The following is a 16306-nucleotide window of genomic DNA, read 5'->3' as shown; positions in this document are numbered from 1 at the left end:
CTGTTTTGATATTACGCAGTGTATTTCCTCCGTTACGTCGTTTGCGTTTAAGGCCACTCGTTTATTTCATGCTGTGTGCGGCAGGCTGCGCGCCGCTAGCCGGTCATGCGCAACTGGTCGGCGCGGCTGCCGTTGCCGAACCGCTCGACGGTGTGTGGGGCTTCCGGCTTGCGCCTCAATTGAGCGAACAGCCTTTGCGTGCGGGCGACAAACCCGTGACCGCAGCGATCGGCGATTCGATGACCGCCACCACCGGCACCGATGTTTCGCTCAAGGGCCACGCGCAACTACGGCGCTATGCGTCGATCGTGAAAGGCGACGCGTTGCATTACGACATCGACAGCGATAAGGCCGATGCTTATGGTCACGTGCAACTGGTCGATAACGGCAACGTATTCGAAGGACCCGACGCCCATTTCTTCGTGGATGCCAGCGAAGGCACGATCAGCGTGCCCAAGTACCGCTTTCAATTGACCGGAGGGTGGGGCAGTGCGCAACGCGCGGATCTGATCGACAGCGAACGTACGGTCGTGCATCACGGCACCTATAGCACCTGCCAGTGCGATGCGACACCGGCGTGGTATCTGAAAGCTTCCGAGTTCGATATCGATACCGGTAACGACGAAGGCATTGCGCACGATGGCGTGCTGTTCTTCCAGGGCGTGCCGTTGCTGGCGAGTCCGTGGCTGTCGTTTCCGTTGTCGAATGCACGGCGCAGCGGTCTTCTTCCGCCGACGTTTTCGTTCAGTTCGACCAACGGCGCGGACATCTCGCTGCCGTATTACTTCGACCTCGCGCCGAATTACGATCTGACGCTGACGCCGCGCATCATGTCGCGCAGAGGCGAAATGCTGACGGCGGATTTCCGTTACCTGCAGCCGAACGATTCCGGCACGATCTCGCTCGCCTACTTGCCGCACGATGCAATTACCAACACGGCGCGATATTCGATTGCGCTGAATCAGACCTGGAATCTCGGTTCGGGTCTGGGTGCGTACGTGAATTACAACCGCGTCTCCGATTCGACGGTCGTGACCGATCTGGCGTCGGGGTTGGCGTTTCCCACCGGCTCGACCACGCTGTATCAGCAGGAAGCGGGGCTCACCTATTCGAATGGACCGTGGACGGTGCTGGCTCGCGAACAACGCTGGCAATCTTTTTCGAGCGACGACACGTATAACCGCGAGCCGCAGCTCAACGTTCGTTATGCCCGCTACGACGTAGGCGGATTCGATTTCGGCGCGGAAACGGATGCCACGCGTTTCACAATTTCAACGTCGGACATGACGCAGGGTAATCGTTTCGTTTTCAACCCTTACGTCAGCTATCCAATCGAGCGCCCTGGCTGGTTTATTACGCCGAAGCTCGCGTGGCATTTCGCGGCTTACGATCTGACGTCGATCGGCACGGACGTGCCCGCCGGAGAGCCGAAAACATTCAGCGTGAACGTGCCGACTTTCACGCTCGACTCAGGCATGCGGTTCGAGCGCAGTGTGCGACTCTTCGGGCAGTCGTATATCCAGACACTCGAGCCGCGGCTCTTCTATGTGTACACGCCGTATCGCAATCAGAACTTCGCGCCGCTATTCGATACCGCGACCGCCGACTTCGGTCTGACTGAACTGTTCATGCCGAACAGTTTTGTCGGCAACGACAGAGTGTCCGACGCCAATCGCGTGACGGCCGCGTTGACCACGCGTTTCATCGACGCTGCGACTGGCGACGAGCGAGCCCGCTTTATCCTCGCGCAGCAATACGACTTTCGCACGCCGCAAGTAACGCTCGAACCGGACGATCCGATCAGCACGGTCGCGCGTACCGGCGTGATCGTCGGCGCCTCTTATAAGTTGGGCGGGAATTTCTCCGCAGAACAGGCGGTGGAATATAACCAGGCGGATCATTATCTGTCGCATGCGGAGGCCGGTTTCGGTTGGGCGCCCGCCGCGCAGCATGTGTTGAATGTCGCGTATCGCTATACCCGTGCGAATACCACGCTCGATTATCAGCCGGTCAACCAGTTCATCGTGTCAGGGCAGTGGCCGCTCGCGCATAACGTGGTGAGTGTCGCGCGGGTCAATTACGACATGAGTGCGCATCGGTTGATCGCAGGCTTGCTGGGTTTGCAGTACGACGCCGATTGCTGGTCGCTGGGCGTGGCGTTCGAGAAGTACACGAATGCGACGAGTTCCACGACATCGCCGAGTTCGGGCACGCGTGTGTTGATGCAGCTTCAGTTGAAGGGCTTTTCGCAGGTCGATAACGGCTTGCTCAACCAGTTCCGCGCGAACGTGCCGGGTTATACGCCGACGTCGACGGTGACTGAGCCGACCTCGCGTTTTAGCGACTATCCGTGACGCTAGTGCAAATGAAAAAGCCGGACTCTGTGGTCCGGCTTTTTTGACTACCGCGGCTTTCGTCGCTAAGTCGTCAGGTCATTACGACTTCTTGGGCGGCTGCTTCGACGGCTTGGCTGCCGGCGCCGGTCTGGCGGGCGGAGCCGCATGCGCGACAGGCATCATCTGACCGGGTCTCTGCTGACCGTGCGCGTCCATGGCAGGAGCAGGGCCACCGTGCATTTCGGGACCACCGTGCATTTCGGGACCACCGTGCATCTCCGGGCCGCCATGCGCGCCCGGACCTTCCAAGTGCGGATGCCCCGCGATCGCATGATCCGGCAAATGTCCGGCATGATTCGCCATCACCCGATGCAATTCTTCCCGGCGACGAAACACGTCCGCACGATGATCGCCGTGCGCGTACAAGTGACGATGCCGCACGCCATCATGTCCGACGACCCAGAAATAGGTGTTGCCGCCTGAAACGAAAACATCGCGCTCGGCGACGTTGGCGATATAGACGTCGGTCGGCATCGGCTGATAGGCCTCTTCGACCACGACGCCCGGTTCAGGCTGCATCGGCGCCGCGTTGACTCGCGGATCGACAACCAGCAGGCCCTCGCCATTGGTTGCGCATCCCGCCAGAACGCCGGCGCATGCGAGTGAAGCAATTAGCGCTTTTGATCGCGTTTTCAAATGTGTTCCCCGTTTGTCTGGTTATTTTTTGTCGAGCGACTTACTAATAACGGACACGGGTCGCTGTTCTTGATAGACCAACAGCGATTCGGCAAGCGGAAAACATTACGAGGTATTACGCGGACTCGGCGTCGTCTGTCTTGTCGTCACGGGTTTTATCGTTACCGGTCTCGGGCGAGCCCCAGTTCATACGGTGACGTTTGACGGTCTCCGTATGCCGCACATCGTCTTCCGTGTGCAGGTAAAGACTGGTCGTGTTCAGCGACACATGTCCGAGGTTGTCGCGGATGGTACGCAGATCGACGCCGCCGTCCGCCTGATGAGAACCGGCGGTGTGGCGTAGCCAGTGCGCCGATGCCCGTTCGAGTTCGTCGGCACGGTCGGCGAATTCGGAGCCCTTCGTGCGCAACCACAGCGCAGCGCCGCCGAAAATTCCTTTGATCGCGTCGTGAATCGCCGAGCGCGACAGGCAGCGATTTCTGCCCTTGAACGGAATCACGAGCGGCGTTTCTTCGGAGCGCGCGGGCAGGGCAGCGAGCCCATTCGACAAGCGGTAGCTGCGCAATTCCTGGATCAGTTCCACCGACACCGGGACGATCCGTTCCTTGTCGCCCTTGCCCAGCGTTTCCAGCCACCACTGGTCTTTGCCGTCCGTGCCGAGGCGTCTAAAAAAGCTACCCATCTGACCGCCGGCCACTTCCGAAATGCGCATGCCTTGCAGATAGAACAGCGTGGTCAGCCAGCGGCAGCGCGCGTAGTACGCGCGTTGGGCGTCGGTGTCCTGCGGCAGTTGCTCGACGAACAGCTTGACCTCGTCCCAGAGCGAAGTCGACAGATAGCGCGTGACGCGCGGTGCCGAGCGTTTGGCCCGTTGCCGTAACAGCGCCATCGGATTGCCACGCAGATAACCGGCGTTGACCAGCCACGTGAACATCGCATTGAGGATGATCAGCGCCTGACGCTGGCTGGCCGGCGACAGCGGCCCGTTGAACGGACGCCAGCGTTCGTCGCTGCGCGGATATTTGCCGCCGTTGGCCGACACCCAGCGGCTGGCCGGCTCGGGGTCGGTCAGGAAAATCTTGAACCGCAGCAGATCTTCATGCGTGAGCGACGACAGCGGCTTGCCAAGTTGCACGACCGCCCACAGCAGCAGGCGCTCAGCTTCCTTGCGGTAGTTGTCGAAGGTGGTTTTGGTTTCTGCGTAATTCGACAGCCATGCGCGGACCGCGTCCAGATCGTTGCGGGCCGAGAGTTGCGAATTTTCGATCGCGCCGCGATTGGTGCCGTCGCGGCCGTCGAGACTTTCCGGCACAGCAAGCGATTCGACGGGCTGAACGGTGGCGAGCTGGGCGTTGGACACGGTTTGGAGGCTCCAGAGGGCTTGAAGACGCGGCGAAAACGTCAGATTAGACCATAAAACACAATACACGACATTATAGTACTAATGTCGTGTATCAGAACACATGGGGTAATGATTTTTATAAAATACGTTGTATTATCAACATATCAACGTTTTACACCCGGCTACCAAGACCATGACCCTCGAATCCGACATCGAAGCCGTTCGCGAACACGCGTCCGACACGCAGGCGCTATATCGCGAGGTTTGCGCGCTGATGTTCTTCCGGTACGGCGAAACGCCGACGGCCAACCGGCTTTACCAGTTGGTGCGCAAAGGCAGCATGAGCGCGCCGGCCAAGGCGCTGCGCGATTTCTGGGTCGAGGTCCGCGAGAAAACCCGGGTCGATGTCGGACGCCCGGATTTGCCGGCTGAAGTCGCGGCTGCTGCCGGTGAACTGGCGGCCAACCTCTGGCGCTTGTCGAGCGATGCCGCGAACGCCGGTCTGGACGTGTTCCGTCAGGATGTGCAGGCTGAACTCGCCGCCGCCCGTGAACGCCTGCTGGACGCAGAATCGCAACGCGACGAAGCGGCGTCGAAAGCCGAACGCGCGGCGGACAACGCCGTCGCGCTCGGTCAGCAGATTGGCGGACTTGAGGCTCGTCTGGTCGAGCTTCAAACCGCCAACGACATGTTGACGAAGCAACTGGCGTTATCGAAGGAAGAAATCGCGGCGGGAGCCGTCGCGCTGGCCGATGCAAGGCGCGATTTCGCTGACGAACTGACGAAACTTCGGCAATCGCACGAGCAGAACGAGCAGCGGCTCGCGGCGGCTGAAAAGCGGGCGTTGCTCGAAATCGAGAGCGAACGGGCGGCGGCGTCCCGGATGCGCAAGGAGTTGCAGGCAGCTAATGAGCGCACCGCGTTGCTGGAGGCCGAGCACCGTTCCGAACGCGATGCTTTGCGGGACGCACTTGCCACCACGAAAGCCGAACTGGCGGCGTCGGCGGCACGGTGTCTGGCGAGCGACGCGCAAATCGTCGAGAAAGACGCGTTGCTTGCCGAGCGGCTGAGCGCAAGCGATCTGCTTCGTCAGCGGGTTGAAATCGTGTCGCAGCAACTCGAAGCGGCGCGGGCCGGAGCGGCACACGGTCGCCCTCACCCTCACCTTGTGCGCCGCTCCCGCGTCAAAGGCGATGCGCAAAACCGCGCGTCGATTGATTTTTCAGGCGGACCGTTTGTGAAGCGCCCGGCCAGTCAGAAGCCGTGACGCGCAAACCGTGACCGGCGTCTGCGCTTGCCGCCGCCAGTTCAATGACCACCCGCGCCCGCTGCCGCAGACGAGGCCGAGTGATCGGGCTTCGTCACCCAGATCAGCGGAATGATCAGCACGAAGATCACCGCCGACAGCCAGAAAATATCGTTCAGGCCGAGCATGGCCGCCTGAGCGTTCATCGATTGCTCGAAGTACGCCATGGCCTGCGATGCACTGCCGCCCAGCGAGTGTTGCAGCGAATCCAGCGCGGCTACGAACGTGGGATTGTTGACGCTCGTCTGCTCGGCCAGTTGCGCGTGATGCAGGATGGTCCGGTCGTTCCATCCCGTTGCTGCCAGCGAGGTCCCCACCGCGCCCGCAAACACGCGGGCGAAATTCGACAGCCCCGCCGCAGCCGGAATTCTCGCCGCCGGCAAACCCGACAGAATGATCGCGGTCAGCGGCACGAAGAACAGCGCAGTCGGAACGCCTTGCAGCAACGTCGGCAGAACGAGCGTCCACGTATCCACGCCCGTGGTGTAGTGCGAACGCATGAAGAACACGCCCGCGAAACCGAGAAACGCCAGCGTCGCCAATACCCGCGCGTCCGATTTCGGCATGATCTTCGCCATGACCGGCGCGAGAATCACCGCGAAGATACCGAGCGGCGCCGTGGCAAGACCTGCATCGACCGAACGGTAATTCAGGTAGCCCTGCATCCATTGCGGCAACAGCACTAGGTTCGAGAAAAACACCGCATAGGCGACCGAAATCGCAATCGTGCCGCCGAGGAAATTCCGTTTCCCAAACAGTTTCAGATCGACGATCGGGTTCTTTTCTGTCAACTCCCAGATGACGAAAAACACGAAGCTGATCGCGGCGAACACGGTCAATCCGACGATGACCGGCGAGTTGAACCAGTCCAGATCCTTGCCCTTGTCGAGCATGATCTGCAGAGAGCCAACCCACGCGATCAGCGAGATCAGCCCGATTTTGTCGATCGGCAAGCGCTTGGTCGGCGTTTCGCGGGTACGGTAGATCGCCCACGTCACGCTCGCGGCAAACAGGCCGACCGGAATGTTGATGTAGAAAATCCACGACCACGAATAGCTGTCGGTGATCCAGCCGCCGAGCGCCGGGCCGGCGATCGGGCCGACGGTGGCGGTCATCGCCCATAACGCCAGCGCATGCGAGCTTTTTTCCTTCGGATACGAGCCCAGCAGAATAGCCTGCGACAGCGGAATCAGCGGGCCCGCCACTGCGCCTTGCAGAATGCGCGCACCGAGCAGTATCGGCAGCGTCGGCGCGATCCCGCACAGCCACGATGACAGCACGAACAGCAGGATGGCCCAGACGAACAGCTTGATCTGTCCGACACGTTGCGTGAGCCAGCCGGTCAACGGAATCGAGATTGCATTGGCGGCGGCGAACAGCGTAATCACCCACGTGCCCTCGTCCACCGAGACGCCCAGGTTGCCGGCAATCGTCGGAATCGCCACGTTCGCGATCGACGAGTCCAGCACGTTCATAAACGTAGCCAGCGCCACGGCCACGGTTGCCAGCACGAGCTTGCCGCCGGTCAAAGGCGGCAGCGTGGCTGCGTTGCCCGATCCATTCATTTCGTCACCTGTCGACAAAGGTAAAAATATCTGACTTATCAGTTAAATGGGCAAAAAATATGACCCGTGTTGCTGAGATTTTTGCTTGCTGCAAGAGCTAAATCTGCATCTGCGATTATCAGCCCGCTTTACGTAGCGCATTTTTCGCGGGCGTTCCAGCCACCGTTGCACGCGTCGCCGGCATGTTCTGAGCGATGATGCGCGCGATCTCCGCATCGGCTTCATCGCCGTATTGCGCGAACACGTCGGTGCGATACGACGTATTGACCGCCGCGCCGAGTTGCGCGCCCGACTCTTCGTGCGTGTCGACATCGACCTGCATCGACAGGCCAATCCGCAATGGATGCGCGTCCAGTTCGCGTTGATCGAGTGCGATCCTGGCGGGCAACCGCTGCACGACCTTGATCCAGTTGCCCGTTGCATTCTGTGCGGGCAGCACGGCGAATGCAGAGCCCGTTCCCGCTGAAAAGCCCACTACCCGGCCGTGATACTTGACGCCCGAGCCGTACACGTCGGCTGAGAGCGTGACCGGCTGGCCGATGCGCATGTGGGTCAACTGGCCTTCCTTGAAATTCGCGTCGACCCACACGCCGTCGAGCGGCACGATTGCCATCAGCGGCGTGCCCGGCGCGACGCGTTGACCGACCTGCACCGAGCGCCGCGCGACATAGCCGGTCACAGGCGCGGGCAACGTGTTGCGTGCGTAATTCAGGTAGGCGTCACGCACTTTCGATGCAGCGGCCTGCACGTTCGGATGCTGTTCGATCGACGTGCGGTCGGTCAGCGCGTGATTGGCTTCGGCCTGCTGGCGGGCGGCGTCGAGTGCGGCTTGCGCGGCGCTGACCGCATCGCGGGCATGCGCGATATCTTCACCGGACACGGCACCCGTGTCGGCGACCGCCTGACGGCGTTTGAGGTCGTCGTTCGCGCGGGCGAGATCGGACTGACGCTGGGCGACCGTCGCCGCGTAGAAGTCGTTGTTCACGTAGAGGCCGCTGACCTGGCGCACCGTCTGGCCGAGGGTCGCCTCTGCGTTCGACAGCGCGATTTTCGCGTCCGCGTTATCTAGCGTGACGAGCGGTGCGCCCTGTTTGACGATCTGCGTGTCGTCGGCATTCACCGCGATCACGGTGCCGGTGACTTGCGGCGTCAATTGAACGAGGTTGCCGCTGACATACGCGTCGTCGGTGGACTGGTGATAGCGGCCCACCGTGAAGTAGTACGCGCCGTAACCCGCGCCCGCCACCACTACGCTCGCGGCGAGCAGGCTAAGCAGCACTTTGCGTTTCGTGGACGGCTGCGCCTGACTGGCCGCATCCTGGGTGTGATCCGCGGGCTCCTTCGTGCGGACCGTATCGATCGTATCGCTCATTTTCTGGCTCCTGACTGACTGTGTGGATGTCGCGGGCGCGTCTCAGCGCGCGGCGACGACGGGTTGATCGGATTGCGCGGATTGCGCGGATTTCGCCACGGGGTCGTCGCCATCGACATAACCGCCGCCGAGCGCCGCCGCCAGCGCAATCTGCTGATCGCGCCGGTTCATCCTGAGATTGGCGACCTGCTGATCGGCGGCGAGCGCGGTCGTGTCGGCGTTCAGCACGGTCAACTGATTCGTGAGACCGGCCTTGTATTGCGTCAGCGCCAACTGATCGGCGCTGCTGGCGGCGTCTTGCGCGGCCTGCGCGTCGCCGAGTTGCTGGTCGGTCGAGCGGATCTGCGCGAGTTGCGTCGCAACCTCTGACAGCGCGGTGACGAGCGTCTGGTTGTAGCTGGCGACGGCGTAATCGAAATCGGCATAACGGCCCTTCAACTGCGCACGCAACTGGCCGCCGTCGAAGATCGGCAGATGGATCGCCGGACCCGCTGACGCCGTCCGGCTCGCCGCGGTCAAAAAGCGGCCAAAGCCGAACGCGTCGAGCCCGATCGCCGCGCTCAGGTTGATGTCGGGATAGAACTCGGCCTTCGCCTCTTTCACGTCGTGGGTCAACGCGTCGACGCGCCATTTCGCGGCGACCAGGTCGGGACGGCGGCTCACGAGATCGGCAGGCAGGTTGTCCGGCAGATGCACTTCATCGCCGACACCCATCGCAGGCCGCGCAATTGCGAGACCGCGATCCGGCCCGGCGCCGAGCAACGCGGCCAGTTGATAGCGTGTGGTGAGAATGCTGCCGTCGATTGCCGCCAGCGTCGCGTGGCTGGTCGCGAGATTGGCCTGCGCGGTCTTGCGCTCGACCTGCGTGTCCAGCCCGTTGGCAATGCGCTGCGCGGTGATGCGGTCGATCTGTTCGCGCTGTGTGATTTCCTGCTGGGCGATATCGCGCAACGCGTAGAGCCGTGCAAGCTGGTTGTACGCCCGCGCCGTGGCCGACGTGAGAGACAGCTTGACCACTTCGGCGTCGGCCTGACTCGCCTGCAATTGCGACAACGACGCCTTCAGCGCCTCGCGGTTCTTGCCCCACAGGTCGAGATCGTACGAAGCGGAAAGCAGGCCTTTGTTCTCCGACTGCCACGAACCGGCATACGGCGGCGGCACGAGCGCGGTGCTCGAATACTGTTGTCGCGTGAACGAATAAGTCGCGCCGACCTGCGGCATCGTGCTGGCTTTGGCCGTGTCGCTATAGGCGGCAGCGGCGGCGACTCGCGCCCTTGCCTGTTCGATCGACGGGTTGCCCTTCAGCGCTTCCGCGAGCAGATCTTTCAGTTGAGCGTCGCCGAACTGGTCGGCCCAATCGGCAGCCGGCCAATGCCCGTTGTCTTGCGGAAGACTTTGTTGAGTCGCGTAGGTCTGCGGCTGCGCCATCTGTTTATCGCTGGAAATGCCGGCGTAATTCGCACAGGCCGACAGCACCGCCGCGAAGATCACCGTCACGCCGGCCTTCGCGACGCGCGGCCCGGCTGCCTGCCTGATTAACTGTGATTTCATTTTCTGACCTGTCAGATAATTGGATGTTAAAAACGCTGTGGATAGTCACAGCGGGTTGCCCTGCTTCGCGTTCCCGCGTCGGGCCTGATCGCGTTGCCTGGTGTTGCCTTGCGGTGCTTTCTGTCGCTTCGTCTAGTCGGCGAGAAACTTGTTGAGCAGGCGGCGCAATTCCTCGAATTCGGTTTTGCTGAATTTCCTCAGGCGCCGGTTCAGGACCCCCGGCGCGATTTCCGGTACTTGCGCGGCGACGGCGGCCCCCTCTTTCGTCAGCGTCAGGTTGACGACGCGGCGGTCTTCGACGCTGCGCGAGCGTTCCAGCAGGCCCTTTGTTTCGAGCTTGTCGAGCATGCGCGTCATCAGGCCGGTGTCGATGCCAAGCAGCCGGGACAACTCGAACGGCGTGGTCGCGAGCTCACGAGCCAACGACAACAGAATGCCCATCTGCTGACTGGTGATGTCGAGTTCCTTGAGCGCCGCATCCATCTCGGTGATCAACACGTTGCGTGCCTTGGTGATCGAGAACCCCACGCTCTGCGTCAGGCTGAAATTTTCCGGCGAGTAGTGGTTCATCGAAGCCTCCAGGTTGATGGGCGGAACTTTATCTGCAAAGTCAGATATTGTCAAAATCGATTGCCGCACTTCTGTGTTTCATTTGCGGCACTCGTTCGGGCTCTCCCAAGTGGTCACCTGAAATTAACCGAAACCGGTCATTTAACAAAGCCACTCAAGCGACTAATCTGCGGTCAGGTCAAATCACTATCGGAAGGACGGAAATCATGAAGATCATGCACGTCGATGCCAGCGCGAAGCGCGAGCGGTCCAACTCCCGCGCATTGAGCCGTTATTTTCTGGAGCGTCTGCGCGACCAGCACGTCGATCTGGAAATCGATTATCTGGATGTGACGGTCGATACCCCGCCGCACGTCACCGAAGCATTTGCGATTGCAACCTATACGCCCGCCGACCAGCGTACGGACGCGATGAAGGCAACGCTGGCGTCGTCGGATGCATTGTGCGCGCGCCTGCTCGCCGCCGACGCGTTCGTGTTCGCGATGCCGATGTACAACTGGTCGATGCCGTCGGCGTTCAAGGCTTTCATCGACAGCGTGACGCGTACCAACCTCACCTACGTTTTCGCCGAAGACGGCAGCACGGTCGGCCAGCTCGGCCGTCAGAAAGTGCTGTTCATCACGAGCCGCGGCGCGGATCTGCGTCCGGGCACCCAATATTCGTCGATGGACGCACTCACGCCTGCATTGAAAGCGGCGTTCGGTTTCCTCGGCGTCGCCGATCCGGCTTTCGTCGACGCGCAGCCGCTGCAGTTTGCGAACCCGGAAGCGCGTACCGAGGCGCTGGAGCGGGCGCGCGGCGAACTGGACACGGTGGCGGCGGATTGGGCTCAATCGGTCAGGAGCACCGAAGCGAACAACGAAGCCATGACGGCTTGTGAGGAGTAACGCGATGAACATGCGCACATTTATCGCAGCGGTTACGTTGACGAGTTTGTCTCTCGCCGGTGCAGCGCCCGCTGCGTTCGCGGACGAGCCGGCCAGCGCGGCGGTTGCTCGCGAAACGATCACCCCTGCGTTCGCCGAAGCCATCGCGAACGTGCCGGGCAAGACCATGACCGCGCTGGTCGTCGACTACGCGCCGGGTGGCAAATCGCCGTCGCATCGTCACGGACAGGCTTTCGTGGTGGGCTATGTGTTGTCGGGCGCGATCCGCAGCCAGGTCAACAATGGCGAAGAGCGCGTCTATCACGCGGGCGAATATTGGACCGAGAAGCCGGGCGTTCATCACACGGTTAGTGAAAATGCGAGCGCGACCGAACCCGCAAAATTGCTCGCCATTTTCGTGGCCGACACGAAAGATAAAAACCTCGTCACGTTCGATAAAAAATAACCGTATTTGAAGTCGCAATGACTTCAGTTTCAAACGCGGATTAATGTCGGGGCGCACTACGCGTCCCGATTTTTCTTTGGCTAGTTGCCCGCATCCCCCTCGCCCACGCATTCGCACGGGCTTTCACGTCACTCTAACAACAGTCGAATCCGTTGTTTTTTATTCTCGCGTCGAAAGTTGCCATAGCGCCCGTTTTTTTCCTAGACTGGATTTTCCAGCTATTGCGCGCCAAGGGCTCCTCCATATAGCGTGAGTACGCAAGCCATCAATCGTTTAGATACACCGCTGTATTTTTACGGAGATAGCAATAATAATTTCCCGATTTGCCAGATGCATCAATTTATCGCTTGAAGTAGAATGCCGCCGGTCTTCCGTGTACTAACCAGTTAAACCACCGTGACGACCGCGATCCGGGTAGGCATCTGATAAGAACATTCAGGTGAATGCGTTGCTAGTCGGGCTGTCCATTGCTGACCGATGGCCTGAATTGCGGCGTCGTCCGGCCAGGTGTCGAGCATCGTCGATGCATCGCACCAGTGCTACGGACACCACCTTCCTCACGAGAAAAACGAAATGCCAAAGAATGAGTCCTCGGGCAAATCGCAGTCGCCTTCGCTTTCGTCCTCATTGTCGTTTACGCCTTCGCGTCGACAGTTCATTTTCGGCTCCGCGATCGTCGCCGCAGCAGGCCTCGTCGGCCTCGCGCGACATACCGGCTTGCCGGGTCTCGGCAGCGCCCTTGCGCAAAATGCCCCCGCCGGCGCTAGTGATGCGGACTTCGCGGCGTTCATGCGTCTGTCGCAATACCTGACCGGCAAGACTTCGCTCGACGTCGAAATCGGTCATGCGATTTTCGCGGGCCTCGTCGACGGCGATCCGCATTTCACGCAGCAGGTCACGCAGTTGAACGACTTCGTCGCCAGTTCGAAGACGCCTGCGAACGGCCTGCAACAGGTGCTCGACAGCAGCCAGCCCACGCTCGCGAGCGTGCCGAAACGCGTCATGCCCGCGTGGTACCTCGGCGTGGTCGGCACCGGCGCGAAGGCGCGCACGGTCGCTTACGAGCAGGCGCTGATGTATCCGCCGATCGCCGACGTCATCGTGATGCCGAGCTTTGCGCGCGGCGTGCCGGGCTACTGGGCGCAACCGCCGCGCCTGTCGCAGTCGTGATCGCGTCATCGTGATCACGCAACCCCGATCCCCCCTTCCAGTCTGAACCGCCATGCCATCGAATAACTCTGCCGACGTCGTGATCGTCGGCGCCGGGATCGCCGCCGGGCAGATCGCGCAAAAACTCGCCAAAGCCGGCATCGACGTGCTGATGCTCGAAGCCGGTCCGCGCATCGAGCGCTGGCGCGTCGTCGAGAACTATCGCAACAGTCCGTTCAAGTCCGACTTCCAGTCGCCGTATCCGCCGACTGAACACGCGCCGCATCCACAGTACTCGCCGAATAACGACTACCTGATCCAGCGTGGGCCGGAGCCGTACAAGGCCGGTTATCTGCGGATGGTGGGCGGCACGACGTGGCACTGGTCCGCGCAATCGTGGCGCCTGCTGCCGAACGACATGAAGCTGAAGACCCTGTACGGCGTAGGCCGCGACTGGCCGATCAGCTATGACGACATCGAGCCGTATTACTACGAGGCCGAAGTCGAAATGGGCGTTGGCGGTCCCGATGAAGGTCTCGGTTCGCCGCGCTCGAAGCCCTACCCGCACCCTGCGCTGCCGCTGTCGGATTTCGACCGGCGCTTCAAGGAAGTGGTCGAGAAGGCGGGCTATGCGCACGTGACCGAACCGGCCGCGCGCAACACCGCGCCGTTCGACGGCCGCCCCGCGTGCTGCGGCAACAGCAACTGCATGCCGATCTGCCCGATCGAGGCACAGTACACCGGCGAAACCGCGATCCGCAAAGCCGAAGCCGCGAAGGCTCGTCTGCTGGCGAACGCGGTGGTTTATCGCATCGAACACGACGCGAACGCGCAGATCGTCGCGGTGCATTACAAGGACCCGGACGGCACGACGCATCGCGTGACGGGCAAGATTTTCGTGCTCGCGGCGAACGCGATCGAAACGCCGAAACTGATGCTGATCTCGAAGAGCGACAAGTTCGCCAACGGTATCGGCAACAGCTCGGACCAGGTGGGCCGCAATCTGATGGATCACCCCGGCACGTCGGTCACGTTCCTCTCGGCTGAGCCGATGTGGCCGGGCCGTGGCCCGATGCGTCTGTCGTGCATCAACAATCTGCGCGACGGTCCGACGCGTTCCGAATACTCGTCGATGAAAATCAACGTCGGCAATTATTCGCCGATGCGCGCAGTCACCGATTACCTGATCGGCAAGGGCGTGTACGGTGCGGAACTCGACGAAAAGATTCGCGAATACTGCTCGCGCTGGGTCGTCGTGAACAGCTTCTTCGACATCCTGCCGGACCCGGAAAACCGCATCACCGCGAGTACCGAGTTCAAGGACAAGATGGGCATTCCGCGCCCGGAAGTGCATTACCACATCGACGACTACATCAACCGTGCAGCCAAGGTTGCGCGCGGCCACTACGCGAATATCGCGAGCCTGTTCGGCGGCACCGAAGTGCGTTTCGACGATACGTACTTCAACAACAACCACATCATGGGCACGCTGATCATGGGCAACGATCCGCGCGACTCGGTGGTCGACAAGGATCTGCGTTCGCACGATCACCACAACCTCTTCATCGCGTCGAGCGGCACGATGGCGAGCGCGGGCACGGTCAATTGCACGTTGACGCTGGCCGCATTGTCGATGCGTCTGGCCGACAAGTTGATCGATGAAATGAAGCATGCGTGAGGCGCGGACAATGACAAACACACAACCTCAACGCGGCATCAATGTGCTTCGCAAGGTGCTGCTGAAATGGCTGCCGTCGGCCGCTTTGACCACGCTCGCGAGCTTCGCTTTCACCGGCCTCGCCCATGCCGACGACGCCGCGCAGATCAAGCACGGCGAATATCTTGCGCGTGCGGCCGACTGTATCGCGTGCCACACGTCGAACAAGGCGAAACCGTTCGCGGGCGGCGTGCCGTTCAATCTGCCGTTCGGCACGATCTATTCGACCAACATCACGCCGGACCCGGTGCACGGCATCGGCCAGTTGAGCGACGCGGATTTCATCAGCGCGGTGCGTGAGGGCAAGTCGAAGGACGGCAAGCGCCTGTATCCGGCGATGCCGTACACGTCGTACACGCAACTGACCGACGCGGACATCCTCGCGATTCGCGCGTATCTGCGCACGGTCGCGCCGATTGCGCAGCCCGCGCCTGAGAATACGCTGTCGTTCCCGTTCAACCAGCGTTGGGCGATGATGTTCTGGAACCTGTTCAACTTCAGTTCGGGCCGCTTCCAGGAAGATCCGACGAAGAGCGCGGAGTGGAACCGTGGCGCGTATCTGGTCGGCGCGCTCGCGCACTGCCAGGAGTGCCATACGCCGCGTAACTTCATGCAGGGTCTGTCGAGCAAGTCGCTGGCGGGCGCGGAACTGGGCAACTGGACCGCGTTCAACATCACGCCGGACAAGAACGCCGGTATCGGCGGCTGGAGCCAGGATGAGCTGATCGCGTATCTGCGTGACGGTGCAGCGCCCGGCAAGGCGAACGCCGCGGGTCCGATGGCCGAAGTCGTCGAGAACAGCACCCGCTTTCTCACCCCAGAAGACCTGAAGGCGATGGCGGTTTTCCTGGGCACGGTCCCGGCGCACAACAACGGTGAAACGCAGCCGCGCTTCTCGTTCGGTTCGCCGATCCAGTCGGTCAGCCAGATCCGCAATCAGGCCTTGACGGTGCTGGGCGGCGGCGCTCCCGCCGACGGCCGCACGCTGTACAACGGCAATTGCGCGAGTTGTCACGGCTGGCAAGGCACGGGCGTGGGTGGCGATTCCGCTGGCGCTTATCCGTCTTTGTTGCACAATACCGCCCTCGGCGCAGCGACGCCCAACAATCTGACCATGGTGGTGCTGCACGGCGTGAGCCGCCAGACCAACCAGGTTCACGTCGCCATGCCCGGTTTCGCGGATCAGTTGAGCGATGCCGACGTTGCCACGCTGGTGAACTTCCTGTCCACGCAGTTCGGCAACCCGGCCGCCACGACGACCGCGGCGAACGTGGCAAAAATGCGCTGAGCGCGGTACCCGCGCGGTGCGTCCGTTTCGTGCTGTCGGCACGATCCGTACGCGTCGCGTGGGCAAAGCAATAACAGGCAAC

The 16306-nt window shown here is 61.4% G+C and carries 13 protein-coding genes; 7 read left to right on the top strand and 6 right to left on the bottom strand.

The window, feature by feature from the left end:
• Nucleotides 1-68: 68 nt before the first annotated feature.
• Entirely contained in the window at nt 69-2354 is a 2286-nt protein-coding gene (locus BLS41_RS09385; protein ID WP_074764055.1) for an LPS-assembly protein LptD, read from the top strand.
• An 81-nt stretch (nt 2355-2435) separates the two neighbouring features.
• Here the strand turns inward: BLS41_RS09385 and BLS41_RS09380 are convergent, their stop codons facing one another.
• Nucleotides 2436-2915: a hypothetical protein gene (locus BLS41_RS09380; protein ID WP_253189640.1), complete on the bottom strand. Its 480-nt coding sequence runs from the start codon at nt 2913-2915 to the stop codon at nt 2436-2438.
• A gap of 232 nt (nt 2916-3147) precedes the next feature.
• Nucleotides 3148-4392 (bottom strand): tyrosine-type recombinase/integrase, encoded by a 1245-nt coding sequence (locus tag BLS41_RS09375; protein ID WP_074764053.1) that lies wholly within the window; start codon nt 4390-4392, stop codon nt 3148-3150.
• 175 nt (nt 4393-4567) lie between these two features.
• Here BLS41_RS09375 and BLS41_RS09370 point away from each other — a divergent pair, with 175 nt between their 5' ends.
• Nucleotides 4568-5641 carry a DNA-binding protein gene (locus BLS41_RS09370; protein ID WP_074764052.1) on the top strand — a complete coding sequence of 358 codons (1074 nt, stop codon included), beginning with the start codon at nt 4568-4570 and terminating at the stop codon, nt 5639-5641.
• 41 nt (nt 5642-5682) lie between these two features.
• Here the strand turns inward: BLS41_RS09370 and BLS41_RS09365 are convergent, their stop codons facing one another.
• The 4 genes from BLS41_RS09365 to BLS41_RS09350 all read right to left on the bottom strand — a co-directional run bounded on the left by BLS41_RS09365 (nt 5683) and on the right by BLS41_RS09350 (nt 10738).
• On the bottom strand, nt 5683-7245 hold the full coding sequence (locus BLS41_RS09365) for a DHA2 family efflux MFS transporter permease subunit (RefSeq protein WP_074764051.1): 1563 nt from the start codon (nt 7243-7245) through the stop codon (nt 5683-5685).
• Between the two features lie 118 nt (nt 7246-7363).
• Nucleotides 7364-8617 carry an HlyD/EmrA/EmrK family protein gene (locus BLS41_RS09360; protein WP_074764050.1) on the bottom strand — a complete coding sequence of 418 codons (1254 nt, stop codon included), beginning with the start codon at nt 8615-8617 and terminating at the stop codon, nt 7364-7366.
• A 42-nt stretch (nt 8618-8659) separates the two neighbouring features.
• Nucleotides 8660-10168 carry an efflux transporter outer membrane subunit gene (locus tag BLS41_RS09355; RefSeq protein ID WP_074764049.1) on the bottom strand — a complete coding sequence of 503 codons (1509 nt, stop codon included), beginning with the start codon at nt 10166-10168 and terminating at the stop codon, nt 8660-8662.
• Nucleotides 10169-10300: 132 nt separating this feature from the next.
• Nucleotides 10301-10738, bottom strand: a complete 438-nt coding sequence (locus BLS41_RS09350) for a MarR family winged helix-turn-helix transcriptional regulator (protein WP_074764048.1) — start codon at nt 10736-10738, stop codon at nt 10301-10303.
• Nucleotides 10739-10944: 206 nt separating this feature from the next.
• On the opposite strand from BLS41_RS09350, the gene BLS41_RS09345 reads away from it, so the two are divergent.
• From BLS41_RS09345 to BLS41_RS09325, 5 genes are all read left to right on the top strand, one after another.
• Nucleotides 10945-11625, top strand: coding sequence for an FMN-dependent NADH-azoreductase (locus tag BLS41_RS09345; RefSeq protein ID WP_074764047.1), 681 nt, complete (start codon nt 10945-10947; stop codon nt 11623-11625).
• Nucleotides 11626-11629: 4 nt separating this feature from the next.
• Nucleotides 11630-12070 (top strand): cupin domain-containing protein, encoded by a 441-nt coding sequence (locus BLS41_RS09340; RefSeq protein WP_074764046.1) that lies wholly within the window; start codon nt 11630-11632, stop codon nt 12068-12070.
• A 573-nt stretch (nt 12071-12643) separates the two neighbouring features.
• Complete coding sequence (locus BLS41_RS09335; protein WP_074764045.1) at nt 12644-13240, top strand: sugar dehydrogenase complex small subunit; 597 nt, start codon at nt 12644-12646, stop codon at nt 13238-13240.
• Nucleotides 13241-13292: 52 nt separating this feature from the next.
• A complete protein-coding gene (locus tag BLS41_RS09330) occupies nt 13293-14897 on the top strand; it encodes a GMC family oxidoreductase (protein WP_074764044.1) in 1605 nt (534 codons plus the stop codon).
• Between the two features lie 10 nt (nt 14898-14907).
• Nucleotides 14908-16224, top strand: a complete 1317-nt coding sequence (locus BLS41_RS09325) for a c-type cytochrome (protein ID WP_083379945.1) — start codon at nt 14908-14910, stop codon at nt 16222-16224.
• Nucleotides 16225-16306: the final 82 nt, after the last annotated feature.

The organism is Paraburkholderia fungorum (genome assembly GCF_900099835.1).
Classification (GTDB): domain Bacteria; phylum Pseudomonadota; class Gammaproteobacteria; order Burkholderiales; family Burkholderiaceae; genus Paraburkholderia; species Paraburkholderia fungorum_A.
Note: the sequence above shows the minus strand (reverse complement) of the source record. Positions and strands in the feature narration are given on the sequence as shown.